Annotated in this window: 21 protein-coding genes; 14 read left to right on the forward strand and 7 right to left on the reverse strand. The window is 43.0% G+C overall.

What is annotated here, in order from left to right:
* Positions 1–14: 14 nt before the first annotated feature.
* Positions 15–254 (reverse strand): hypothetical protein, encoded by a 240-nt coding sequence (locus tag ACFS5N_RS01935; RefSeq protein ID WP_377181665.1) that lies wholly within the window; start codon positions 252–254, stop codon positions 15–17.
* A gap of 117 nt (positions 255–371) precedes the next feature.
* On the opposite strand from ACFS5N_RS01935, the gene ACFS5N_RS01940 reads away from it, so the two are divergent.
* Both ACFS5N_RS01940 and ACFS5N_RS01945 read left to right on the forward strand, forming a co-directional pair.
* Positions 372–623 carry a DUF3820 family protein gene (locus tag ACFS5N_RS01940; protein ID WP_377181667.1) on the forward strand — a complete coding sequence of 84 codons (252 nt, stop codon included), beginning with the start codon at positions 372–374 and terminating at the stop codon, positions 621–623.
* A gap of 152 nt (positions 624–775) precedes the next feature.
* Positions 776–1,846 carry a carboxypeptidase-like regulatory domain-containing protein gene (locus ACFS5N_RS01945; RefSeq protein ID WP_377181669.1) on the forward strand — a complete coding sequence of 357 codons (1,071 nt, stop codon included), beginning with the start codon at positions 776–778 and terminating at the stop codon, positions 1,844–1,846.
* 123 nt (positions 1,847–1,969) lie between these two features.
* Here the strand turns inward: ACFS5N_RS01945 and corA are convergent, their stop codons facing one another.
* Both corA and ACFS5N_RS01955 read right to left on the reverse strand, forming a co-directional pair.
* Positions 1,970–3,091: a magnesium/cobalt transporter CorA gene (gene corA / locus ACFS5N_RS01950; RefSeq protein WP_377181671.1), complete on the reverse strand. Its 1,122-nt coding sequence runs from the start codon at positions 3,089–3,091 to the stop codon at positions 1,970–1,972.
* Positions 3,092–3,703 carry a WbqC family protein gene (locus ACFS5N_RS01955; protein WP_377181673.1) on the reverse strand — a complete coding sequence of 204 codons (612 nt, stop codon included), beginning with the start codon at positions 3,701–3,703 and terminating at the stop codon, positions 3,092–3,094. It lies immediately after the preceding gene.
* Positions 3,704–3,737: 34 nt separating this feature from the next.
* Here ACFS5N_RS01955 and ACFS5N_RS01960 point away from each other — a divergent pair, with 34 nt between their 5' ends.
* The 3 genes from ACFS5N_RS01960 (at position 3,738) to ACFS5N_RS01970 (ending at position 6,636) form a co-directional block, all read left to right on the forward strand.
* Positions 3,738–4,607 (forward strand): lysophospholipid acyltransferase family protein, encoded by an 870-nt coding sequence (locus ACFS5N_RS01960; protein ID WP_377181675.1) that lies wholly within the window; start codon positions 3,738–3,740, stop codon positions 4,605–4,607.
* 101 nt (positions 4,608–4,708) lie between these two features.
* Positions 4,709–5,599 carry a lysophospholipid acyltransferase family protein gene (locus ACFS5N_RS01965; protein WP_377181677.1) on the forward strand — a complete coding sequence of 297 codons (891 nt, stop codon included), beginning with the start codon at positions 4,709–4,711 and terminating at the stop codon, positions 5,597–5,599.
* A complete protein-coding gene (locus ACFS5N_RS01970; protein WP_377181679.1) occupies positions 5,596–6,636 on the forward strand; it encodes a glycosyltransferase family 2 protein in 1,041 nt (346 codons plus the stop codon). The genes ACFS5N_RS01965 and ACFS5N_RS01970 overlap by 4 nt, the downstream gene beginning before the upstream one ends.
* Here the strand turns inward: ACFS5N_RS01970 and ACFS5N_RS01975 are convergent.
* Together ACFS5N_RS01975 and aroQ are read right to left on the reverse strand one after the other, a co-directional pair.
* On the reverse strand, positions 6,605–9,118 hold the full coding sequence (locus tag ACFS5N_RS01975) for a mechanosensitive ion channel family protein (RefSeq protein WP_377181681.1): 2,514 nt from the start codon (positions 9,116–9,118) through the stop codon (positions 6,605–6,607). The genes ACFS5N_RS01970 and ACFS5N_RS01975 overlap by 32 nt on opposite strands.
* Positions 9,119–9,207: 89 nt before the next feature.
* Positions 9,208–9,627: a type II 3-dehydroquinate dehydratase gene (gene aroQ, locus ACFS5N_RS01980; protein ID WP_377181683.1), complete on the reverse strand. Its 420-nt coding sequence runs from the start codon at positions 9,625–9,627 to the stop codon at positions 9,208–9,210.
* A gap of 35 nt (positions 9,628–9,662) precedes the next feature.
* On the opposite strand from aroQ, the gene xerD reads away from it, so the two are divergent.
* A complete protein-coding gene (xerD, locus tag ACFS5N_RS01985) occupies positions 9,663–10,562 on the forward strand; it encodes a site-specific tyrosine recombinase XerD (protein ID WP_377181685.1) in 900 nt (299 codons plus the stop codon).
* A gap of 217 nt (positions 10,563–10,779) precedes the next feature.
* Here the strand turns inward: xerD and prmC are convergent, their stop codons facing one another.
* Entirely contained in the window at positions 10,780–11,631 is an 852-nt protein-coding gene (prmC, locus tag ACFS5N_RS01990) for a peptide chain release factor N(5)-glutamine methyltransferase (protein WP_377181687.1), read from the reverse strand.
* An 80-nt stretch (positions 11,632–11,711) separates the two neighbouring features.
* On the opposite strand from prmC, the gene ribD reads away from it, so the two are divergent.
* The 5 genes from ribD (at position 11,712) to bioB (ending at position 16,791) form a co-directional block, all read left to right on the forward strand.
* The gene (gene ribD, locus ACFS5N_RS01995; RefSeq protein ID WP_377181689.1) at positions 11,712–12,758 is read left to right on the forward strand and encodes a bifunctional diaminohydroxyphosphoribosylaminopyrimidine deaminase/5-amino-6-(5-phosphoribosylamino)uracil reductase RibD; all 1,047 of its coding nucleotides are present in this window, start codon (positions 11,712–11,714) and stop codon (positions 12,756–12,758) included.
* 8 nt (positions 12,759–12,766) lie between these two features.
* A complete protein-coding gene (locus ACFS5N_RS02000) occupies positions 12,767–13,618 on the forward strand; it encodes an EamA/RhaT family transporter (protein WP_377181691.1) in 852 nt (283 codons plus the stop codon).
* A 9-nt stretch (positions 13,619–13,627) separates the two neighbouring features.
* Complete coding sequence (locus ACFS5N_RS02005) at positions 13,628–14,242, forward strand: IMPACT family protein (protein WP_377181693.1); 615 nt, start codon at positions 13,628–13,630, stop codon at positions 14,240–14,242.
* Between the two features lie 137 nt (positions 14,243–14,379).
* On the forward strand, positions 14,380–15,735 hold the full coding sequence (gene mgtE, locus ACFS5N_RS02010; RefSeq protein WP_377181695.1) for a magnesium transporter: 1,356 nt from the start codon (positions 14,380–14,382) through the stop codon (positions 15,733–15,735).
* 42 nt (positions 15,736–15,777) lie between these two features.
* A complete protein-coding gene (gene bioB, locus ACFS5N_RS02015) occupies positions 15,778–16,791 on the forward strand; it encodes a biotin synthase BioB (RefSeq protein ID WP_377183882.1) in 1,014 nt (337 codons plus the stop codon).
* Positions 16,792–17,013: 222 nt separating this feature from the next.
* On the opposite strand, the gene ACFS5N_RS02020 is transcribed toward bioB, so the two are convergent.
* Entirely contained in the window at positions 17,014–17,892 is an 879-nt protein-coding gene (locus tag ACFS5N_RS02020) for a diiron oxygenase (RefSeq protein WP_377181697.1), read from the reverse strand.
* A 169-nt stretch (positions 17,893–18,061) separates the two neighbouring features.
* On the opposite strand from ACFS5N_RS02020, the gene ACFS5N_RS02025 reads away from it, so the two are divergent.
* From ACFS5N_RS02025 to ACFS5N_RS02035, 3 genes are all read left to right on the forward strand, one after another.
* Positions 18,062–19,318 carry a putative DNA modification/repair radical SAM protein gene (locus tag ACFS5N_RS02025; protein WP_377181699.1) on the forward strand — a complete coding sequence of 419 codons (1,257 nt, stop codon included), beginning with the start codon at positions 18,062–18,064 and terminating at the stop codon, positions 19,316–19,318.
* Entirely contained in the window at positions 19,319–20,077 is a 759-nt protein-coding gene (locus tag ACFS5N_RS02030; RefSeq protein WP_377181701.1) for a TIGR03915 family putative DNA repair protein, read from the forward strand.
* A 1,926-nt stretch (positions 20,078–22,003) separates the two neighbouring features.
* Positions 22,004–23,347 carry a PhoH family protein gene (locus tag ACFS5N_RS02035; RefSeq protein ID WP_377181703.1) on the forward strand — a complete coding sequence of 448 codons (1,344 nt, stop codon included), beginning with the start codon at positions 22,004–22,006 and terminating at the stop codon, positions 23,345–23,347.
* The last annotated feature ends 25 nt before the right edge of the window (positions 23,348–23,372 follow it).

Here is a 23,372-nt window from a genome sequence, read left to right on the forward strand (position 1 = left end):
AGATAGTTAAATAATTAAGCAGGCAATTTCGGGATTTGTGCCGCCATTTCATCAATCCAATCTAAAAGAAAAGGCTCAGTTGCGTCAAGCTTGTGCCATTTTCCTGCATGATCAGGTGCAATAGTCAGGTGCAGTGTTTTGTTCATCGAGTCAAAACGGTAGGCTTTTTCATAGCCGTTAAAATTGGTGGTTTTTATAATACCGGTAACCGGTCCTTCAGCACCTGTCAGGCTTGCTTTAAATTGTTGCTCCATCCGTTGGCAACAACCAATGCGGGGCAGATGTTTTGTCACATTTTACTGTCAACTAGTACATCGATTTCGAAATTCAGTATTTATTGATTCGATATTAATCTTTCTATCTTTACCAGCATGGAGCCCATCAAACCCGACTCGAGAATACTGGTAGACATCGTCCGCACGCGTATGCCTTTTGGTAAGTACAAAGGTACCTTGCTTAGCGATCTGCCAGTTTACTACCTCGAGTGGCTCAAAAACAAGGGTTTCCCACCGGGCAAAATGGGGATGATGTTGTCAAGCGTTTATGAGATCAAGATCAATGGCATGAACAGCATACTTACTATGGTTAAAAACGCGCTGAGCACCGGACAAATTAAAGTGTGAGGTTTTTGTTTGACTTATGGTTAATAAGCTTATTCATGAAATTCCTATTTTTAATTTGGGGTGTGTGGGCGATCAACTTCCTTTTGAGTATAATCCCGATTAAAATATTTTATCTTTATCCTTAATAAATCAAGCAACACCTAAACTTATCTATGAAATACTTCTTCAGTCTGATTCTTTTCTGTTTGCTGCAATTGAGCGCCTGGGCGCAAATGTATGACATCACCGGCACCGTAAAGAACATCAAAGGCGAGCCTATACAAGCTGCCAGTGTTTTTATAGCAGGCTCTGAGCAGGCCGTAGCTACTGATGCCGAAGGCCGTTTCAGGTTTGGTAACCTTACACCGGGTACCTATCAGCTGGTGGTTAACATGCTGGGCTTTGAGCCCGAAAAGCGGAATGTAATCTTAACAGATAAACCAGAAGCCATCGACGTGATATTAAATGTAAAATCGGTAATGCTGGCCGAGGTGAATGTCGGCGATAAATCACAACGCGAAAAACAGGTGAAAACCTTTATCCAATATTTTATGGGCGAATCGTCAAATGCCAAATATTGTAAAATATTGAATCCTGATTTACTGGAGTTCTCAACTGCCAAAGGTGTTTTAAAAGCTACCACGTCTGATTTTCTGATTATTGAAAACAATGCTTTAGGATATCGCATCAAATATCTGCTTAAAACATTCTCGCACGAAGCAGCCAGAGATATCACCAATTATGAGGGCGATTATACCTTTGAGCAAATGAAAGGCACGCCAGAGCAGCAGCAAAAATGGGAGAAGAAAAGGCAGGAAGCTTATGAAGGGTCGCTAATGCATTATCTGCGCGCGTTGTACGCTGGTAAGTCGCGCGAGGAGGTTTTTTTGGTTTATAAGATTTTGAGTCCGGTGTTCCCGCTGGTGTATGAATCGATACCTATTGTTGCCGAGCAGATTATTAAGCGCCCTGAAAAAAGCTTGATCACCTTCAGGTACGATAAGCGTTTTTATATTGTATATGATAAAAAAGCAGCCGCCCGCACTGACCCAAAACATGCCAACGAAGTGCAGTTAGATAATTTAGACTATTACGGTTCTATTTTTAATACAGACGCCCGTGTGGATAGCCGCGGGGCTATGACCAGCTACGATAAGTTGCTGATACAGGGTTTTTGGGGCCGCAAGCGTGTAGCCGACCAATTGCCATTTGAGTATGTACCACCGGCTGTAGCGGCAAAGTAATTGCTGTTTCTACCATATGTCATCTCAACCAACGGGAGAGATCTATACACATATTAAGCTCGCCAAAATGCCGGTGTATAGATCTCTTGCTATGCTCGAAACGGCAATGCGCTTGCGGGTTTGTTACAACCTGCTAAACCAGCCCTTCTTCCAAAATACAATCACCTGTATAATGCCTATCAGCACCATACCGCCTAAAGCATAAATATAGCCATGCGGCGAGTAAAGCTCAGGCATATTATCAGGCATTACTTTATTGGTGGCCGGGTCAACACGGGCGAAGTTCATGCCGTAGATACCGGCAACAAAGGTTAGCGGAATGAAGATGACCGATATAATGGTAAGCACCTTCATAATCTCGTTCATGCGATTACTAACCAGCGATAAATAAAGGTCAATGATGCTGCTGGCAATCTCTTTATAGTTTTCAATCAGGTCCATCACCTGAATAATGTGGTCGTAAGCGTCTTTTAAATAAGTCTTTACCTCGTTAGATATCAGTGTATTATCCGAGCGTAGTATGTCGTTTATTTTATCGCGCTCAGGCCAGGTAATGCGGCGCAAAATAATAAGTGTGCGTTTTAGTTGCTGTGTATCATACATGATAGATTTGTCGGCATTGCTGTACATACGGTCTTCAACACTGTCCAACTCATCGCCGATGCGGGCCAGCAGCACAAAATAGGTGTCAATAATGGTATCGTTCAGCGCATAGGCCATGTAGCCGGGCCCGGCGGTGCGTATGGCGCCTTTGCCTGCTTTGAGGCGTGCCTTTACACCTTCAAAATGCTCGTCGTGCGTCTCTTCAAAACTTATGATGAGGTTTGGCTTCACGATGGTTGAAAATTGATTGTTGCACAGTTCGCCTTCTTCATTAAAATATACCTGGCGTGTTACCATGAAAACATAGTCGTCGTATTCATCAAATTTGGGGCGCTGGTGTGTGTTAGCTATATCCTCCAAAACAAGCGGATTCACTTTCAGATAGGTGCCTATATCTTCAATAAGTTTTTGGTCATTCAAGCCGCGAATCTGTATCCAATGGGTATGGTCAGTACATTTTTTAAACTGATCCAGTATTACTTTCAGTTCGTGCCCGTCTGCGCAAACCAGTTCTTTTTCGTTATAAGAGTAAACGGTAATGATAGGTTTTAGAGCATCGTCGGCTATGTTGATGGCACCCGGGCGTTCGCCCACTTTCTGGCGCTTAACGGTTCTGTACCTTACTCTTTTAATATGACCCATTTACAGATAATTTATAGTTTGCGGCCCCTGGTTAAACAGCAGGTCGATAATGCTTAGATTTTTAATAAAACCCTGGCGTTCTTCAAAAACCTGAAAATAAGGTTTTTGTTCAATATTGTAGGCTGTTTTGGCACTCATGGTGTTACGCAGGTCTTGCAGTTGGGGGTATTGGGCCTCGTAGGTTTCAGTATATTTTAATTCGAGCGGTAATTTGGTGAATTTTAAAACCAGCTGTAATAGCTGTTCGTTAAAATCAAACAGGTATTCAAATTGCTTTTGGTAAAAAGGAGCAAAATCATCTTCATAATACTCAAAATAAGCCGAACGACGGTAACAGGTTTCCAGGCTCATCCAGTGCAGGCGCTGCCAGTTAAAATCGTAACTTATTTTGACGTCTTTAACCTTGGTATGCATTTTGGAGCCTTTTATAACCGGAACGGTAAGCGATAAAACACCATCGGGCGAGTAGATATTGGCCCGGTTACGGTAGGTTTGTTTTGGAAAATGCTCTTCGCGTTCAAATATAATATCCGGCCGCAGGTTCTTAATAGCCGAGAAATAGGCTACCGGCGGAAGATAAAATAGGGGCATTAGAGCGCCTTTGTCAATCATATAAATTATGTTTGTGTAACAACCCCCAAAACTAATGATAAATAAAGGGCTTTCAAGGCTGGGTACTTTCTTTTTATACCTGATATCGCTACTGCCGTTTTGGTTACTTTATTTATTAGCTGATGCCTTATTTGTGGTTCTTTATCACCTTATAGGTTATCGGCGAAAGGTAACGCAGGAGAATTTACGCAATTCATTCCCTGAAAAGTCGGACGGCGAGCGTGCCGATATCGAACGTAAATATTACCGCTACCTGGCCGATTTAATGCTCGAGATCATTAAAATGACCAGTATCTCAAAAAAACAACTGCAGCGCCGCATGGTGTGCACCAACCCGCAGTGGGCCGATGAACATAAGGCTGCAGGTAAAAGTATAACGGCTGTTACCGGCCATTACTGTAACTGGGAGTGGGTAAGCCTGGAGTTTAGTACGCACACCCGGCTGTTTGTGGTTTACAAAACGTTAGCCGATGAGGTTATGGATAATTATTTTTTACGCATGCGCACCAGGTTTGGCGCTGTAGGCGTGCCCATGCCGCAAACGCTTAAAACCTGTTTGGCTCACAAAGATGAGTTTACCGTATCGGCCTTTGCCGGAGACCAGACGCCGCCGATGGCCACTGCAAATTATTTCACCGTTTTTTTAAACCAGCCGACAGCCGTCTTTCTGGGTATTGAAAAGATAGCTAAACGGGTAGATTCTGCCGTAATATTTTGCGATATGCGAAGAATAAAACGGGGCTATTACGAATATACAATGGTGTCATTGATTGAAGACGCTAAAAATACTGCCGAGTACGAAATTACCGAGGCTCATACAAAATATCTCGAAGCGATGATACGCCGCGAACCCCAATATTGGTTGTGGTCGCACAAGCGGTGGAAACTTAAACCTAAAACCTAACATTCAGGTAAAATGTAATTAATGTAAAATTTACGGTATTAGTAAGCCGCCAGCTTTAACTTTTGTGCCGATGTTTTAAGTTTGCAAAAATTGCATTACCCGTGTTAAAAAACCTGTCACAGCGCATCGGCATTTTCTTGCTTTACCTGTTTTCATTGCTGCCTTTTTGGGTGATGTATGCTGTTGCTGATTTATTGTACCCGCTGCTGTACTATGTTTTTCACTACCGGCGGCGGGTGGTTTATCAAAACCTGAAAAACTCCTTTCCCGAAAAAAGCGACCGGGAAATTCATGAAATTCAGCGCAAATTTTACCGCCATTTATGTGATTTGATAGTTGAGACAATAAAATCAGTTTCCATCTCGGAGAAACAAATACGCAGAAGGGTGATTCTAACCAATCCGGAAGTTATTACTAATTATCATGCGCAAGGGCGCAGTCTGGTAGCTATAGGCGGGCATTACTGCAATTGGGAGTGGGCCGGGCAAAATTTTCCGTTTTATACTGAAAATAAATTTCTGATAGTGTATAAGCCACTAACAAGTGCCATTTTTGATCGATTTTTTCAGCAGGTACGGGCCCGGTTTGGCACCGTACCTGTGGCCATGAATAAGGCTATGCGTGAGTTGGTTAAATTACGCAACGAGCAACCCGCAATAGCCTTACTGGGCGACCAAACGCCATCGCGCGAGGAACTGGATTATTTTACAGATTTTTTAAACCAAAAAACTCCTGTATTTTTGGGCGTCGAAAAAATAGCGCGGGCCACAAATAGCGTAGTGTTATATTACGACATGAAAAAGGTAAAAAGAGGTTACTATACTTACACTCTTTATACCTTATTTGAAGATCCAAAACAAACAAAAGAATACGAGATCACTAAAGCACACGTGAAGTTTCTCGAGAATATTATTAATAGAGAGCCGCAATACTGGCTATGGTCGCACCGAAGGTGGAAGTTTAAGCCGGAACACGTGAAATACAAAAGATGAGTCAATATCCCAAAGTAGCTATAGTGATATTAAACTGGAATGGTATCAAACACCTGCAACAGTTTCTGCCCTCTGTACTGTCATCAGTATGGCCCAATCTGGATATTGTTGTAGGCGACAATGCTTCTACCGATGGTTCGGTGCAGTTTATCCGCGAAAACTATCCAGGCATCCGCATTATACAAAATGATCAGAACTACGGTTTTACCGGCGGTTATAACCGGGTGTTGGCACAGGTTGATGCCGATTACTACATCCTGCTAAACTCTGACGTCGAAGTACACCCCGGTTGGATTGATCCCGTTATTTCACTAATGGAAAGCGACCCGCTGATTGCCGTAGCTGCGCCTAAAATTAAAGCATACAACCAAAAAGGTAGTTTTGAACATGCCGGAGCTGCCGGTGGTTTTATAGATAGCTTTGGTTATCCGTTTTGCCGGGGGCGCATTGTGAATGAAATCGAGCCGGATCATGGTCAATATGAAGAGTCGGGCGAGGTATTCTGGGCATCGGGTGCATCCATGTTCATCAAAAAGAAATACTGGGATGAGGCCGAGGGTTTTGATGAACAGTTTTTTGCGCATATGGAAGAAATTGACCTTTGCTGGCGACTAAAGAATAGTGGCTATAAAGTGATGTATTGTGCACAATCGGAAATATTTCACGTAGGGGGGGGCACCCTGACTACTGAAAACCCTTTTAAAACTTATTTAAACTTCAGAAATAACCTGCTGCTTATCAAAAAAAATCTGCCATTCTGGAAAGGCTTTATTGTCATCACGGCGCGTTTCTTTTTAGATTTTGCCGCATTATTGCGTTTTCTGACCGAGGGAAAACGCAAAGATGCCGGCGCGGTTAGCAAGGCGCATCGCTATTTTGTGCGACATATTTTTGATAGCGGAGACCACGCATCAAGTACGCACCTTAAAAAATACAACTCAAAGTTAACCGGTATGTATCACGGCAGTATTATGTGGGCATTTTTTGTCAGGAAACTTCATAAGTTTACTGATCTTGACCGTCGCCGCTTTTATTAGGATTTTCTGGTGGTGCTGATATCTGGCTGTTTTTATCGTTAGCCAATAGCTCTTTCACGTCAGCTGATAATAACTTTACGTTTATATCGCGCGTTGGATACGGAATTTCTATCCCTTCGTTATTCAGGGCCCTATAGATGTCGCTCAAAACCCGGCTCTTTAATTCAAGCCATTGGCCAATATCCCCGGCCCAGAATAAGATTCTGAAGTCTACCGAACTCTCGCTCAGGTTATGCAGAAATACCAACGGCTCCGGATCATTCATAATATCTTCGCGATTACATAATATGTCTTTTAGCAGTTGCTTCACCTTTTCGATATCGCTTCCGTAAGCTACACTAATAATTAGTTCAACCCGGCGATTATTGTTACTCAATGTCCAATTGATAACATGGTGCGATATCAGGTCGCCATTTGGAACGATCACTTCAGCACCGTCGGACGTAGCTATTTTGCTGGCGCGGATGCCGATTTCTTTAATAGTTCCTGACCGGTTATCAACCTCAATAATATCACCTATCTGCATCGGCCGTTCAAAGGCCAGTATCAAGCCTGATACCAGGTTATTGACTATGTTCTGTAAACCAAAACCAATACCTATACCAAAAGCGCTAATGATGATCGTAATTTTATCCAACGGAAAGTTTGAGGCAAATACTGCCAGGAAAAAGCCGAGTGTGAATACACCGATCCTGATTAACAGGGTGGAGGTTCGGTTTTTCTTTTTTAGCGATTCGATATCTGAGCGTTGCGCCGCAATGTCATAAAAGTAACTGATGATATTTGACAAAACAGACGATAGCCAGATCACCGCTACAAAAATTACAAAACCACCAAAGGTAAATGAGGCACCCGCTACCGTATGTGCCTGGTTTAACAAATCGCTGATATAATCAAGAGCGGCATCGTCTATATTAAGGTTTTGGAACAGGAAAAACAGCCATAACAGCGCTGCGCCTACGTTTAATATCTTTCTGAATTTGGCCTGCAGCAAAGTATGATCTATCCAGCTTATAATGCTGTCATCATCTTTTTTGGTATGGAACTGCAACAACAAACCCTGACTAATAATTTGTACCACAAAATGCAAGGCTAGCAAAAGCCAAAGATTATAGGTTGCTGTAATAGCGAGAATTTTAGCTAAGCTGAATCTGCCCGATAAATCGCATGTTAAGGCAAGCGCCTGCACGGCAATAAATGTCTTTAAAATGAATAAAGTGTTTTTAGGATAGCGTGCAGGTTCGTGATATACTTTTTTATGAAAACGGTGCGCGATGATTATTGCAGCCACACTTAGAGCCAGTATAATAAACCGGTCAAGATTGGTGATCTGCACCAGCAGGTTGCTGGCGCTGTAAACTAATGTCAGGTAAAATAATTGAACCAGTGCCTTAAACTGTTCTGGATCAAACAGGCGTTTTACCAGCATCATTACCAGTATTAGTGAGGTCAGAAAAAAGCCCTCTAAAAATATTACCGGCGGGTGGTCATAAAAATATGGAACTATCACGGCTGGTACCAATAAAGCCGATAGCAACGGGTATTTATATATTAAATTAGCCTGTCCGGCAAGCAGTTCAGCGGCTTCGGTATCTCGTTTTGTTTTTTCGCGGTTATAAGCAATCCACAGGGCAACCAGTACAAAAAATACAATACTTATAAAATGCCTGGTGGTTTGTTTGCTAACGAAATAGTAAAGTAACAGCCGGTTTAGTTCAATGGTTCCATTTACAGCAGTTTTTATGTTATTGTAGCTTGGGTCTACCTGCCATATATAGCCAAATTCGCCATCAAACGCGCGCTGTGCAAATTGCTTCACCTTGTCATCTATCTGGTCGGTTTCATCAAGCGCGTTTGCGTAAGTTACCGCTACCTTGTTTTGCAGAATATTTATTTTAAACAGGTTGCGCCGGTTTGCGCTGTCTACGTTTAACCACAATAAAATAACTTCTTTCCGGCGCTCAAAAAAGCGTTGCCGCAATGCGCTGTCGGTAGGTATGGTTTTAACCAGCAAAGAATCATTGTTAAATTTGATCAGGTCTTTTTGGTTTTGAACCAGCCTGCTGTTTATTGCATCAAGATCATCCTGCCAATTGTCGAGAACACCTTGTATATTATCCAGATTGTTGCGCAAAACAAAAAGATACCGGAGCGTACTGGCTTTGTGTGTATTGGCCTGGTCTTTTATTTTATTAAGCCGTTTTACAATTGCAGGTACGCGGGCACTAACCTCTAGCGTGTCCAGCCCGTCGGCGAAACTGTTTTTCATTTGCATAAAACCGGAATTGTATCGTTCCAGCGTTTGCAGCAGGTTGTTTACAGATGTATCGGCTTTGTTAAATGTACGTAATAGCGAATCGCGAGAGCGCTGTGCCTTGCGTTGTCTTGCACTTTCAGATCTTAGTTTTTGCGCATTTCCATCAAAATAAAAAATGGAAAGTATAACGGCAATTAAAAATATCGGTTTCAGTGATCTCTGCATTTTGACAGGGGTAAAGCACAAATTTTTGACGATGACCAAACGCATCGGCTTGATTGCTACGGCAATTACAACGGAACGCTAAAAATGTTTTATTGAGCTATCAAACTCTCAATAGCCAGGCGATAGCTGTCCATCCCGAAACCGGCGATAACGCCTTTGCAGTTGGCGGCCAGCATACTGTGATGTCTAAACTCCTCGCGTTTGTAAACGTTGGAGATATGCACCTCAACAACTGGTGTCTTAACAGCTGCAATAGCGTCGGCAATGGCAACAGAGGTATGGGTGTATGCGCCGGCATTCATCACCACGCCGTCAAAACTAAAACCAATTTCATGCAGTTTGTTAATAATTTCGCCCTCAACATTGCTTTGATAATAGGCAATGTTAAGTTGCGGGTAGCGTGATTTTAGTGTTTCCAGGTAGCTTTCAAAGCTGCTGTCGCCATAAATAGATTTCTCGCGAACGCCCAGCAAGTTTAAATTTGGGCCATTGATAATTTGTATATTCATTAGTTCAAAAGTATAAAACATTAATTTAAAATCAATTGAACTGGCCATCAGCAATAAAAGGATTTCAGGCTTATTTAAAATTAGAGCGTTCGCTCTCGTTAAATTCTATCGAGGCTTATACCCGCGACATACAGCGATTGTATGAATTTGCCGAGATACAACCGACTAAGCTTACTGCTGAATGTGTTACCTTAACTGATTTGCGCCAGTTTATTGTTTGGATTAATGAATTGGGTATGATACCCTCGTCGCAGGCGCGCATACTTTCAGGCATTAAAGCTTTTTATAAATATATGCTGATGGAAGATCTAATTAAAATTGACCCGTCAGAGCTGCTTGAAGCGCCCAAAATAACCCGCAAATTGCCCGATACGTTAAGCTACGAGGATATTAATAAACTGATTAATGCTATCGATTTATCCAAACCTGACGGCCCCCGCAACAAAGCCATTATGGAAACCTTATATGGCTGCGGACTGCGTGTATCTGAATTAACTGAACTGAAACTATCTAACTTATATCTCGAAATTGAATTTATCAAAGTGACCGGCAAGGGCAACAAAGAGCGACTGGTACCCATCGGTGGCGCGGCTGTAAAAGCCCTTAAGATATGGATAGACGAAGTACGCGTACATGTGCCGATTAAAAAAGGAGAGGAGGATTATGTTTTCCTGAATCGTCGCGGCAGCAGGCTTAGCCGGGTTTATATTTTTATGCTGATTAAAAAACTGGCAGAGCAAGTAGGATTGAAGAAGACGATTAGTCCGCACACATTCCGGCATTCATTCGCCACACATTTGGTTGAGGGCGGCGCCGACCTGCGTGCCGTGCAGGAAATGCTGGGCCATGAGAGCATTACCACGACGGAGATTTATACGCATTTAGACAGAGAGTATTTGAAGGGGACGATAATTCAGTTTCATCCACGCAATTAGGACCTTGATTTTTAGGATTTAAGGATTATCTTGATTTTTTAATGAAATACTTATAAGATTTAAAGAGATTACTTTTGAGGTTGAATCGATATGAAATAATATCAATTAAAGGTAATCTCTAAATTCTTAGGACCTTGATTTTTATCTAATAAGATTATTAAATGGTGTTAAATAGAGATTGGTTGCTTTAATCAAGGTAATCCTTAAATCCTAAAAATCATGGTTTAGACGCCCTTATCATTCTATCCCTACCGCTCAAATCCTTCCTTATTTCCACATCCTTAAAACCTTTGTCAAGTAGCAACCGGGCAGTCTCCCTTCCCAAACTCTCATTGATTTCAAAAAATAGCAATCCATCTTCGTTCAGGTTGGTTAAAGCAAAATTGGCTATTGCTTTATAGAATATCAGCGGATCATCTTGGGGGACAAATAGTGCGGTATTCGGCTCAAAATCGGTTACATTGCGGTGCATGAGTTTTTTGTCTTCAAGTGTAACGTAGGGAGGATTTGATATGATGATTTCGGATTTCGGAATTTCGATTTCTGATTTTAAATTTAGAATGTCAGCCTTAATAAAATTTATTTCAACCCCACTTAGTCGGGCATTCTCTTTAGCCGTATTCAAGGCATCGACAGAAATATCTATGGCAGAAACCTGCGCATCTGGTAAATTATTTTTAATACTGATGGCAATGCAGCCGCTGCCAGTACCAATATCCAAAATATTTTGATGGCCTGTACCATAAGCTAATGCCCACTGTACTAGTTCCTCGGTTTCAGGCCGGGGGATAAGCGTTGATGGATTCACCAGAAACCTTAAACCATAAAACTCAGCATAACCCAAAGCGTATTGCAATGGCTTGCCTGTTTTTAGCTGGCCAAGGATGTTGTTTAGTTCTTCCTGTTGTGTTAGGGTTAGCCCGCGGTCGCCAAATGCTTTGATGGCGGCTTTGCTGGTGTTGAGTAATTCGGTTAAAACCATTAGAGTGATAGCTTCGGTTTCCTGCGGGTCGTAAATGGTCGTAAGAGACTGTTTATAGGTCAAAAAAACGTCATTAATGGTTTTCATTGCGGCGAAGTTAGCTATTAGCCACCAATCTTTAATCTTCGATAACCAATCTTCAGCGCACTAATCACTATCTTAGCTCCGTGCCACATCACGAAAAATATATGCAGCGTTGCCTTGATCTGGCCATATTGGGTGCAGGCAAGGTGAGCCCTAACCCTATGGTAGGTGCCGTGATAGTACATAACAACAGGATAATAGGTGAAGGCTATCACCAGCAATATGGCCAGGCACATGCCGAGGTAAACGCGGTGAACGACGCATTGACAAACTCTAATAACGCCGGAGATTTACTGCAGGAGTCGACTATTTATGTATCGCTTGAGCCCTGCGCACATTATGGCAAAACACCACCCTGTGCCGATTTGATTATCAAGCATAGCATACCACATGTGGTAGTAGGCTGTCGCGACCCTTTTCCGCAGGTTGACGGCAAGGGAATAGAGAAACTGCAAGCTGCGGGTATTGAAGTAACGCTGGGTGTTTTGGAGGATGAATGCAGGTTTATAAACCGTCGTTTCTTTACTAAGGTTCAGCAACACCGGCCGTATGTGATATTAAAATGGGCCGAAACGCAGGATGGCTTTTTTGCGCCAGACGATAGCCGTCAGTTCTGGATAACCGGAACCGAATCGCGCAAACTGGTGCACCAATGGCGGGGCGAGGAGGATGCTATATTGGTAGGGAAAAACACCGCTGCAATTGATAACCCTCAACTGAATGTTCGCTTTGGCACGGGACGTTCGCCAAAACGTGTTGTAATTGATCGTAAACTTGAATTAAACCATGAACTGTATATATTTGATCAGTCAGTAGAGACCTTGGTTTTTAACGAAATCAAGACTGATATTGACGGTAAAATCAAATACATAGCGTTAGAGGATTTCGATCGTTATGTGCCACATTACATCTTGTATCAGTTGTATTTGCAGGACATTCAATCACTAATTATTGAGGGCGGCGCGTATACACTCAACGCCTTTATCGAAGCCGGGTTATGGGACGAAGCGCGGGTATTTACCGGCGCAATAAGTTTAAATTCGGGCATTAATGCTCCAAAAATTAACGGTATAATTGCCGACGAGATTCTGTCAGGCACAGATCGTCTACAAATCATCTACAAAAAATAATAAAGCCAATGCTTTACATTTTATTAAGTATTTGTTGCAGTGTGGCGGTTTCCATCATGCTAAAGCTGGCTAAGCGCTACCATATTGACGTTTTGCAAGCCGTAACCTGGAACTACTCGACCGCCATTTTACTTACCTGGATAATTTTTAAACCGCATTGGGTTAGCCTTAGCGTTGCCCCGGTTAACAATTTACTTGGTCTGGGCGTATTATTACCTGTTTTATTTGTAATACTTGGCGCTTCGGTGACGGCTAACGGCATAGTGCGTACAGATGTCGCGCAGCGGTTGTCACTATTCATTCCTATACTGGCATCCTATTTTGTTTTTGGCGAGAACCTGCATCTCATCAAAATTGTGGGCATATTGCTAGGCGTAGTGGCTGTGTTGTTTTCAATTCCCTGGGGTAAAAGCGGTGGTAAAGCAGCCAAAGGCGGTTGGTTCTATCTGCTAATTGTTTTTGTTGGAATGGGAGTGATCGATGTTTTATTTAAGCAATTATCGGCGTTCAAGACGGTGCCTTATACATCGTTACTGTTTATGGTTTTTGTGTTATGCTTTATCTGTGCGGTTATTATGCTTGTTATTAAAATCGCCAGCAGCAAAACCAAATTTTCATTCCCTCATATTTTAATAGGCTGGGCGCTGGGTATAGCCAACTTCGGTAATATCCTGTTTTACCTTAAAGCGCACCAGGCTTTGGCTAGCAAACCGTCGATTGTATTTACGGCGATGAATATCGGTGTGATAGCGCTGGGCACTTTGGTCGGCCTGTTTGTATTTAACGAAAAGTTGAGTATGCTCAATAAAATAGGCATCGCTCTGTCGCTGATTGCTGTTATTGTGATCTTTAATTTTTAAGCGGCGCGTATGCTGTTTGACGATACTTATAAAACTATAGCCGAGCCTGCCGAAGCTATCTTTCGCGACCGCGGCAGTAAGTTTCTGGCCTTTGCTTATCCTATACAGTCTGCAAGCCAGATCAAGGAAGTCATCGCGAAGCTAAAAACAGAACACCCAAAAGCCAATCATCATTGCTGGGCCATGCGCTTAAGCGTTGACCGCTCTGTTTTTAAATTGAACGATGATGGTGAGCCCTCAGGCAACGCCGGCCGACCGATTTTGAATACTTTATTATCTAAAGATATCACCAACACGCTGGTTGTTGTAGTGCGTTATTTTGGTGGGACGTTGCTCGGTGTTCCCGGATTGATCAACGCTTATAAAACCGCTACAGAGGATGTTTTGGCTGTCTCCCAAATCATTGAAAAGACGGTCAATGACATTTACACTATCAGCTTTGATTATTTGCAGATGAATGATGTAATGCGCCTGATCAAAGAGGCCGATTTGCAGATCATTGAACAAACTTTTGATAATGATTGCAGTATACAGGTGTCTATCCGTAAAACGCACGTAAATGCGGTATTGGCTAAGGTGGATAAAATAACCGGTGCTAAAACTAAGTACGATTATAGCCTTTAAATAATTACGAATTACGAATTACGAATTACGAATTACGAATTACGAAATTTTTCTAAGCAACAAATCATAATTCGTAAATCTAAAATCGTAAATCAAATTGCCTTTTTCCCGGCTTAAATGCCTAATTTAGTCGGTGTATGCAATCGTTCGAGGTAGATAAAAAGGACTTCCTGCGCATCAAAACCGCGTTAGAAGGCGATGATGCTGAATTAGAGTTAGTTCTGAAGGAGTATCACCCTTCAGAGATTGCTATCCTCTTCGAAAAGCTGGAGCCTGAGGAGCGTGAGCGTATTATTAATATCCTGCCGTCTGACCTCGGATCGGAAGTTATTGCCGAAATGGACGAAGAGCATCGTCCCGGCGAACTCCTTATCAACCTTGATCCGGAGAAGCGTTCGGAGATCGTTGAGGAACTCGATTATGATGATGCTACAGACATTATCTCGCAATTAGAGGAACACGAACAACGGGAAATTTTGGAGGACCTCGACCATGAGGACGCCAGTAATATCCGTCACCTTTTAAGTTACGACGAGAATACTGCGGGTGGTTTGATGAACCCGCAATTGCTTTGTGTTAACGTCAATTCCAACAAAAAAGAAGCATTAGATGAGATCATTCGTCAATCTGAAGAGATGGAGGAGTTTTACACCATTTATGTGGTTGATGAATATGATGTACTGAAAGGCGTAGTTTCCATTAAAGATATTATTAAGGCTCATGCCGACGTCAAAATCAAAGATATATATAAAGATGATCCGATTTTTGTAAAGGCAGACCTTGACCAGGAAGAGGTAGCCAAACTCATTTCGCAATATAATTTAACTACCATACCCGTTGTAGATGATGAAATGAGGCTCATAGGCCGCATTACTGTTGATGATATCATCGACGTAATGGAGCAGGAAAATACCGAAGACTTATTAAAGATCTCCGGTGTATCCGAAGACGAGGAACTTAGTGGTAATTGGTTGGAAGCGGTAAAAAGCCGGTTGCCCTGGCTCATCATTAACCTGGCGACGGGCTTTCTAGCAGCGGGGGTAGTAAGGCATTTCCCGACAGTGCAGGTGGCTATTCCGGCAATTGTAGCATACATGACCATTGTTACCGGGATGGGCGGTAACGCAGCTACACAAGCTTTAGCGGTAACCGTGCGCCGTATTTCATTGAGCGACCTGACCGATAACCAGGCTTACCGAACGGTATTAAAAGAATTTTCGGTAGGAATGATCAATGGCGCGGTAAACGGCATTATTGTGGGGGCATTTGCCCTTTTTTATGACGGCAGCGCCATGATGGGGCTGGTACTGTTTCTGGCTATGACGGGTAATTTAATAGTTGCCGGATTGACCGGCGCAGGCATACCGTTAATATTAAAAAGACTAGGTATCGACCCGGCTGTGGCATCATCAATTATCATAACAACATTTACCGATTGCGCGGGCTTTTGGCTTTCGCTTTGGTTGGCAACAAATCTTTTATTGCATCATTAACACTTGTGGTGTATTTTTGAAATCTTAAAACTGATCAACATGATGACAGAAGTTAGACACGACTGGACGAAAGAACAAATCTCTGAAATATATAATACCCCCTTGCTTGACCTGGTTTACCGCGCAGCAAGCATTCACCGCGAAAATAAAGATTATGCCGAAGTGCAGATCAGCTCACTGATCTCCATAAAAACAGGCGGCTGCCCTGAGGATTGTGCGTACTGCCCGCAAGCAGCACGGTATAATACCGGTGTTGATGTGCACGCCATAATGCCTAAAGAAGAAGTCATTGCCGTTGCTGAAAAAGCTAAAGCTGGTGGCGCCTCACGTTTATGTATGGGCGCAGCATGGCGCGAAGTGCGCGACAACCGCGACTTTGACAAGGTAATTGATATGGTGAAGGCTGTGAACGGGCTGGATATGGAGGTTTGCTGTACCTTGGGTATGCTTACCGAAGACCAGGCACAGCGCCTGGCTGACGCCGGTCTGTATGCTTACAATCATAACCTCGATACTTCAGAAGACGATTACAAACGTATCATAACCACTCGCACTTACGATGATCGTTTAAAAACTTTAGAACACGTTCGCAAAGCTAAAATTTCGGTATGCAGTGGTGGTATCATCGGTTTGGGCGAAACTACCGAGGATAGAATTTCAATGCTGAAAACGCTGTCAAACTTACCTCAGCACCCGGAGTCAGTGCCAATCAATGCACTGGTACCGGTAAAAGGAACGCCGCTGGCCGAGCAGCCACGTGTTTCAATCTGGGATATGGTACGTATGATTGCTACCACACGTATCATTATGCCTAAAACGGTAGTACGCCTTTCGGCAGGCCGTACCGAGATGAGCACCGTTGAGCAGGCTTTCTGCTTCATGGCGGGCGCTAACTCAATCTTCGCTGGCGAGAAATTGTTAACCACACCAAACCCGTCATTTGATGAAGACATGGCAATGTTTGAGTTGCTGGGTTTAACTCCGCGTAAAGCTTTCAAAAACGGTCGCCCTGAAATAAAAGAGATTAAGGAAATGAGTATTAATGAGGTGATATAAATAGAGAGATTACTGGTTAGTGATTAGAGATTAGTCGCTGCCAATAATATTGCCTTAAAATAGAAAAGCGTTGTCATATTGAGTGACGACGCTTTTTGTTTTTAAATTTATCCACCACGTCATTGCGAGGAACGAAGCAATCTCTGCGCGATAGTTACACTAGCTTCGTTGATAAGCACGTTAGGGATTGCTCCGTTCCTCGCAATGACCGCTTTTTTAATATCAAACCTTTGCACCCAAAATCCGCCTCCACGCAAACCTCGTCAAAAAATTAAAGCCTTTCCAGCTATCCACAAACTCAATAATGTCATCCAGGCAGCGCTCAGCAAATTTTTGTTCAAAGTTTTTTGAAGCCAGTTTAAATACTTGATCGGGGTTTGATAAGCCGATACGCTCGTAGATCTCACGCTTAACGTACATAGTGCGTACAAATAGGATATTGAACAGAATTACATAACTGTAAAGCGTCCGTTTAATAAATCCGGCCTTTTCAGAATAGCTTTTTAGCAGCGCCTTGGTAAACAAAATATGGCGGCCTTCTTCAATATTATGCAGGTCGAACATCTTTTTGAGTACCGGGTAAATATTCGGCGCACGGCGGGCGTAGTTGCCGTAAACATCAGTCACTAGCTCAACCGAAACACTACCCATAAACAGGTAATCGGCAGGTAGATATTTATTGCTGAATTCGCCAAAAAATTTATGAGCGCGACTTTGTTTTATCGGCTTACCGCCAATTTTCGCTATCGCCTGCGCAAACATTTCCTGGTGACGAAATTCTTCGATGAGCTCTCGGATCAGGAATTGATGTTCAACATTATCTGCTGGTAGGGTGATCAAATGTCGCGTCATAAAAACGCAGAACAGGCACTCGCCCCAGGCATAGGAGGCGATAACCTGTACCAATTCATGTCGCCCTAGCTCAAGTTTTTGGGTAGGGGTAAGTGTCTCGTAAATATCAAGGCCCTGTAATGACGTTAACGTTTCCGGCAGGAAAATATCATTAGCCTCGGGCTCTAGTTGCCAGGGGATATAGGTCTCCGGCATCAGCGGCCTTTCTCTGCTGATTTTAATTAAACGCTCAATTTCCCCGATATTCATACTTAAAGATACGCAAAGCGACGGCAATACGTTGCTGCCACTTGGTTTAAACTTAACTTTTCTAAGTGATAATTGTTTAGAAAGATCATCTTCGATATAACCTGAAGGAATAATAAAAACTTTCTTAATAGCATTAAAATGCTAAAAATATTAGTATTTTTGGTTTGATATGAATGCAGAAAGGATTACAGAGAAGTTAAATATTTTGGCCGATGCGGCTAAGTATGACGTATCATGTGCGTCCAGCGGCAGTAAGCGCAAAAACGAGAATAAGGGCTTGGGCAACGCCAGTAATGGTATTTGCCATAGTTATACTGAGGATGGGAGATGCGTGTCGCTGCTCAAAATTCTGCTTACTAATCATTGCATTTATGATTGCGCTTACTGTGTGTCGCGTAAAAGTAATGACATTCAACGCGCAGCTTTTACCGTGCAGGAGGTGGTTGACCTGACCATTAATTTTTATCGCCGCAATTATATTGAAGGGCTGTTTTTGAGCTCAGGTATTTTTAAAGATGCTGATTTTACTATGGAACGGTTGGTGCTGGTGGCTAAAAAACTGCGTACCGAGCATAAATTTAATGGCTATATCCACCTTAAATCTATCCCGGGGGCCAGCGACGAGTTAATGCGCGAGGCCGGTTTATATGCCGATCGCCTAAGCGTCAACCTCGAAATGCCCACCGAGGCCGGCCTGAAATTGCTGGCACCCGATAAAAACCGGCAGGATATGATAGACCCGATGCAATTTTTAAAAGAAGAGATTATACTGCGAACCGAGGAAAAAAAACTCTTTAAAAACGCGCCTCTATTTGCACCGGCGGGGCAGAGTACGCAGGTAATTGTGGGCGCCACGCCTGAAAGCGATCAGGAGGTGCTGCAATCGGCTAATTACTTTTATAAGTCGTTTAAATTAAAGCGGGTGTATTACTCGGGCTATGTGCCGGTTTTAGCCGATAAGCGTTTGCCGGCCTTAAATACAAGCGTACCCATGGTACGCGAGAATCGGCTGTACCAGGCCGATTGGCTGATGCGTTTTTATGGCTTTGATGTGAACGAGATTGTTAACCACGAGCAACCCTTGCTCGATCTCGATATCGACCCCAAACTAAGCTGGGCCATACGCAATATGCAGGAGTTCCCGATAGATATTAATAAAGCAGATATAAAACTTATTCTGCGCGTCCCCGGAATCGGCATTTTATCAGCACAAAAAATAGTAAGCGCCCGCCGACATGGCAAATTAAACTGGGATCAGCTAAAAAAAATAGGCGTATCAGTGAATAGGGCGCGGTATTTTATCACGTGCAACAGTCCGCAGTTTGAGCGGCGCGATTTGACAGGTAATAATATCAAGCAGTTTATTCTGGCCGAGTCACAGAGTAAATATTTAAAAAATAAGCCTAATCAATTAAATCTGTTTTAAATGACGACGCTGTTTTACGACGGAACCTTTGAGGGTTTGCTCACGGCAGTATATGAAATTTATGACCGCAAGCTTGCGCTGGTGAAGCTTTTTAAAGGCCGTCGGCAGGCCGGGGCTATGTTTGAAGAAACGTTAGACGTGATTACCAACGAAGCTTATGCCACGCGTGTTTTAAAAGGTTTACGCAAAAAGCTGTCGCCCAATGGCGTACAGCGACTGTATATAGCGCATATGGCCGAGATGGATGATGAGGAGAATAATTTGGTGGGATATATCCGTTACGTATTTGATAGCGCCGAAAATATTGAGGATGATTATGGTAACCGATACGTGATGCGCCTTTCAGAAATCATTCGCATGATGCGCCGCGAAAAGCATAGGATGGAAGCCTTTGTGCGATTTCAGAAACTAAAGGATGGAATCTATTATGCGGCAATAGAGCCGGATTTTAATGTGCTGCCCTTACTCATCAGGCATTTTAAAAACCGCTATGCCGATCAGAGATGGATGATCTATGATATTAAACGAAGTTATGGTATTTACTATGACACGCATGATACCCAATTTGTCACGCTTGATTTTGCAACGGTAGCTAAGCCTGACGAAGTGATATCGGCATATACAGAGGACGAAAGCATTTACCAGCACTTGTGGAAGAATTATTTCCATAGTGTTAACATACCCGCACGTAAAAATACTAAGCTGCATGTGCGCCATATTCCTAAGCGTTATTGGAAGCATTTAACCGAAAAAATTTAACTATCGCTGGTTTTTAGCCAGGTTAACATTAGTCTCAATGAAAAAATATTTGAAAATTGTGAATAATCCAGATGTGGATAACCTGCGGTATAATACGCTTATGTTGCTGATTTTTATCGGTTTTAATGTGTTGATAACTGCCGTTTTGGTGTTAGTTACGCGTTAATAAAAACAGTAAGAAAAATTTGCGAAAAGTAGTGTTTTGTCCCGATATTGATTTTATCAAGAACGACGTACTTTGACAGCCTTACAGGAATAACAAAATTGAATCGGGTGAGCTTTCGGGCGAACTAAAGATCAAGGGAAAGCCTGAGTTATATGGAAACAAAAATCGCTACGGTGAAGGAAACCCTATGTAACTAGCGAGGTATTATAAGTTTGCTCATTTTTTACGGAGAATGGCAATACGAATTAATGACCTTGAAGCAATCAGTGTCAGCGATGATGATCATATCTGCAGATCCTTTTAGAACGGAAGCGCGATGTATCTTTATTTGAGCGCAAAACAGAGGAGTTAAAAACCCGCGAGGGTTAGTTAACAGAATCGAATTTGCAGCGATATAATAATGTTAAGTCAATGTCCACAAAGAGGGGCGAGATTGAACAGCCTTGCATAACGACACAGAGGAAATCAGGTCGGTCAATTTTACACAAAACTTGATGCTTTAAGCGGCGCTACGGCGCGGCATAAAGTCAAAAAAACGGGTGATCAAATCGAAAGAGGCGGCACCCGTTTTTGTTTTTAATACAAGTCTCTCCCGCCATGCTGTCTGTCAGCAGACGAATCAGGATCCCACGTGCTAAGTGGACTATACCTATCTCTATCATGTTATTGCCAAAAGTCAAGTCATTTGGAATGCTTCTTTGCGCTCACGGCCCATGCCCTGCAAATCAGGTAAAACCCGGGCAAGGGACTGTTGCCGCTATTTGTCGCGCAAAGGCCGGCGCTTCAGGCGACATTCCCGACAGCCATGCAGTCGCACAGGGCCCTCATTGTTTTACCTGCTTCGCCCGAAGCTGTCCAGCTGACAGGCCACCCCTCTTTTTATTTGTTTGCCTTATCTGCCTTTTTTATTCAACCCTATTTGCGCAGCAGAGAGGGTCGACAAGCGTAGCGATGTCGGGGCGAGTCACTTGGCGCTCACTCTGCGTTAATGATTACAGCGCATACCGTCCGTCAGCTGAAGGATAAGGCCTTGCAGGCGTATGAGCGGAAAGTACGACCCAAAAGGGGAACGCCCATTATAAAATTTTACGCACTTTTATTTTCGTAACGTTTCTGTAATCTGTCTATTATTGTTAATAATCAGCCTGTTAATAACCGGTTCTCAATAAATAGCTAAAATCTCAAAAACCTGCCCACAATTATTAAAAACACACTTTTTGACTAGCTTATAAACTCGTCAACCTGTTAATAACCAATAAATTATTGTTCAAAACAGGTTAATAAAAACCATCCAAAAAACTTGCAGAATCTTGATGCTGTCCCGATATTAGAATCATCAGGAACGACGTACTTTAACAGCCTTACAGGAATTACAGGAAAGTGAATCGGGCAAATCTTCGGAAGCGCTAAAGATCGCAGGACTGCCTGGGTTATACCGAACAGAAACGGGCGTAAGCCACAGAAATACGGAATTAACGCAAAAAGGGGCATTACAAGAGCTGTAAATTTTTACGGAGATAGGCAGCCTAAACTAATGATTTTGACGCAACCCAACCCGCAAGGGCACATGGCCAGGGCAAATCGGTTGAGTAACGAAAAGCTTGAGGCTTTATGGTAACTACGGTTAACATAAGGAGAAAACGGGAGACCAGATCGAAAGACGCGGCTCCCGTTTTTGTTTTTGGCGGATATGCTAAAATGTGCCACTCAGGGCATCTTTGGTTAACAAATAGTTTAATTTTTCGCTAATTTAGCGAGGTATGCAAAAGGACGATAAAAGCAGACCCGCCCCAAAAAAAATATTTGTTCTGGATACTTCCGTGATCTTGTATGATCATAACGCTTTCGAGAACTTTCAGGAGCATGATGTGGCCATTCCCATCCAGGTGTTAGAAGAGCTGGATAACATGAAATCCGGCAACGATACCCGCAACTTCGAAGCCCGCAGCTTTATCAGGCTGGTTGACGATATATCGCGCAAAAAGCTCATTAATGAATGGCATCCGCTGGGTAAAAATAAGGGGAACTTTAAAGTTATTATCGACATTAAAAATACCGATACTGATGCCGAGGCTATTTTTGGCTCGGATAAAATAGACCATCGCATATTGAATGCAGCGCTTGGCCTGCAACAGGAAAACACCGATAAAAATGTGGTGCTGGTATCCAAAGATATTTGTCTGCGCCTGAAGGCCAAAGCCCTCAATATTCATGCTGAAGACTATGAAACCGGCAAGATTAAAAATGTTGATGAGCTGTATAGCGGCAAAACGGTTTTAAATGCCACCGATAAACAAATTGCCCAGCTAAACCGCAAAAATACACTACCCGGCGTCGATCTGGAACTGAGTAAAGACATAGCCAACCATTTTTTTATTTTGGAAGGGAAGAAGGGCTCGGTTTCAGCATTTTACAGCAGCCAGACCGGCATGCTGGAAAAGGTTACCGAGCAGCCAATATTTAATATTCAACCCAGAAACATTGAGCAGGCTTTTGCCATACATGCTTTGCTGAATCCGGATATAAAACTGGTAACCATTCAGGGAAATGCCGGCACGGGCAAAACGCTGCTGGCGCTAGCCGGCGCTCTGGAGCAGCGTCGTAATTACCGGCAGATATTTGTCACCCGCCCAATTGTGCCGTTGAGCAACAAGGATATCGGCTTTTTGCCGGGTGATGTAAAATCAAAGATCGACCCCTACATGGCGCCCATTTGGGACAACCTGAAGTTTATTAAAGACCAGTTTACCGAGGATGAAAAGATGCAGGCCAAATTGGATGAACTGGTGACCAATGATAAGATCTCTATCGCTCCGCTGGCCTTTATTCGCGGGCGTACGCTGGCCAAAATATTTTTTATTGTTGATGAGGCGCAGAACTTAACGCCGCACGAAATTAAGACCATCATATCGCGCGCAGGCGAAAACAGCAAGTTTGTATTTACCGGCGATATTTACCAGATAGATACCCCATACCTCGACGCTGAAAGTAACGGCCTGTCATACCTGATAGATCGGGCTAAAGGGCACCCGTTGTACGCACATATTACCCTGCAAAAAGGTGAGCGGAGCGAGCTGGCTAATTTGGCTACGGAGTTATTGTAGGACAATCTGTGACAAGCCGGTGATA

Origin of the sequence: Mucilaginibacter ximonensis (genome assembly GCF_042686265.1) — a bacterium.
Classification (GTDB): domain Bacteria; phylum Bacteroidota; class Bacteroidia; order Sphingobacteriales; family Sphingobacteriaceae; genus Mucilaginibacter; species Mucilaginibacter ximonensis.

Bases quoted from the DNA above. Each gene is read 5' to 3' on its own strand.
- ACFS5N_RS01935 (WP_377181665.1), bottom strand. From the start codon at position 254: ATGGAGCAACAATTTAAAGCAAGCCTGACAGGTGCTGAAGGACCGGTT.
- ACFS5N_RS01940 (WP_377181667.1), top strand. From the start codon at position 372: ATGGAGCCCATCAAACCCGACTCGAGAATACTGGTAGACATCGTCCGC.
- ACFS5N_RS01945 (WP_377181669.1), top strand. From the start codon at position 776: ATGAAATACTTCTTCAGTCTGATTCTTTTCTGTTTGCTGCAATTGAGC.
- corA (WP_377181671.1), bottom strand. From the start codon at position 3,091: ATGGGTCATATTAAAAGAGTAAGGTACAGAACCGTTAAGCGCCAGAAA.
- ACFS5N_RS01955 (WP_377181673.1), bottom strand. From the start codon at position 3,703: ATGATTGACAAAGGCGCTCTAATGCCCCTATTTTATCTTCCGCCGGTA.
- ACFS5N_RS01960 (WP_377181675.1), top strand. From the start codon at position 3,738: ATGATAAATAAAGGGCTTTCAAGGCTGGGTACTTTCTTTTTATACCTG.
- ACFS5N_RS01970 (WP_377181679.1), top strand. From the start codon at position 5,596: ATGAGTCAATATCCCAAAGTAGCTATAGTGATATTAAACTGGAATGGT.
- ACFS5N_RS01975 (WP_377181681.1), bottom strand. From the start codon at position 9,118: ATGCAGAGATCACTGAAACCGATATTTTTAATTGCCGTTATACTTTCC.
- aroQ (WP_377181683.1), bottom strand. From the start codon at position 9,627: ATGAATATACAAATTATCAATGGCCCAAATTTAAACTTGCTGGGCGTT.
- prmC (WP_377181687.1), bottom strand. From the start codon at position 11,631: ATGAAAACCATTAATGACGTTTTTTTGACCTATAAACAGTCTCTTACG.
- ACFS5N_RS02000 (WP_377181691.1), top strand. From the start codon at position 12,767: ATGCTTTACATTTTATTAAGTATTTGTTGCAGTGTGGCGGTTTCCATC.
- ACFS5N_RS02005 (WP_377181693.1), top strand. From the start codon at position 13,628: ATGCTGTTTGACGATACTTATAAAACTATAGCCGAGCCTGCCGAAGCT.
- mgtE (WP_377181695.1), top strand. From the start codon at position 14,380: ATGCAATCGTTCGAGGTAGATAAAAAGGACTTCCTGCGCATCAAAACC.
- bioB (WP_377183882.1), top strand. From the start codon at position 15,778: ATGACAGAAGTTAGACACGACTGGACGAAAGAACAAATCTCTGAAATA.
- ACFS5N_RS02020 (WP_377181697.1), bottom strand. From the start codon at position 17,892: ATGAATATCGGGGAAATTGAGCGTTTAATTAAAATCAGCAGAGAAAGG.
- ACFS5N_RS02025 (WP_377181699.1), top strand. From the start codon at position 18,062: ATGAATGCAGAAAGGATTACAGAGAAGTTAAATATTTTGGCCGATGCG.
- ACFS5N_RS02030 (WP_377181701.1), top strand. From the start codon at position 19,319: ATGACGACGCTGTTTTACGACGGAACCTTTGAGGGTTTGCTCACGGCA.
- ACFS5N_RS02035 (WP_377181703.1), top strand. From the start codon at position 22,004: ATGCAAAAGGACGATAAAAGCAGACCCGCCCCAAAAAAAATATTTGTT.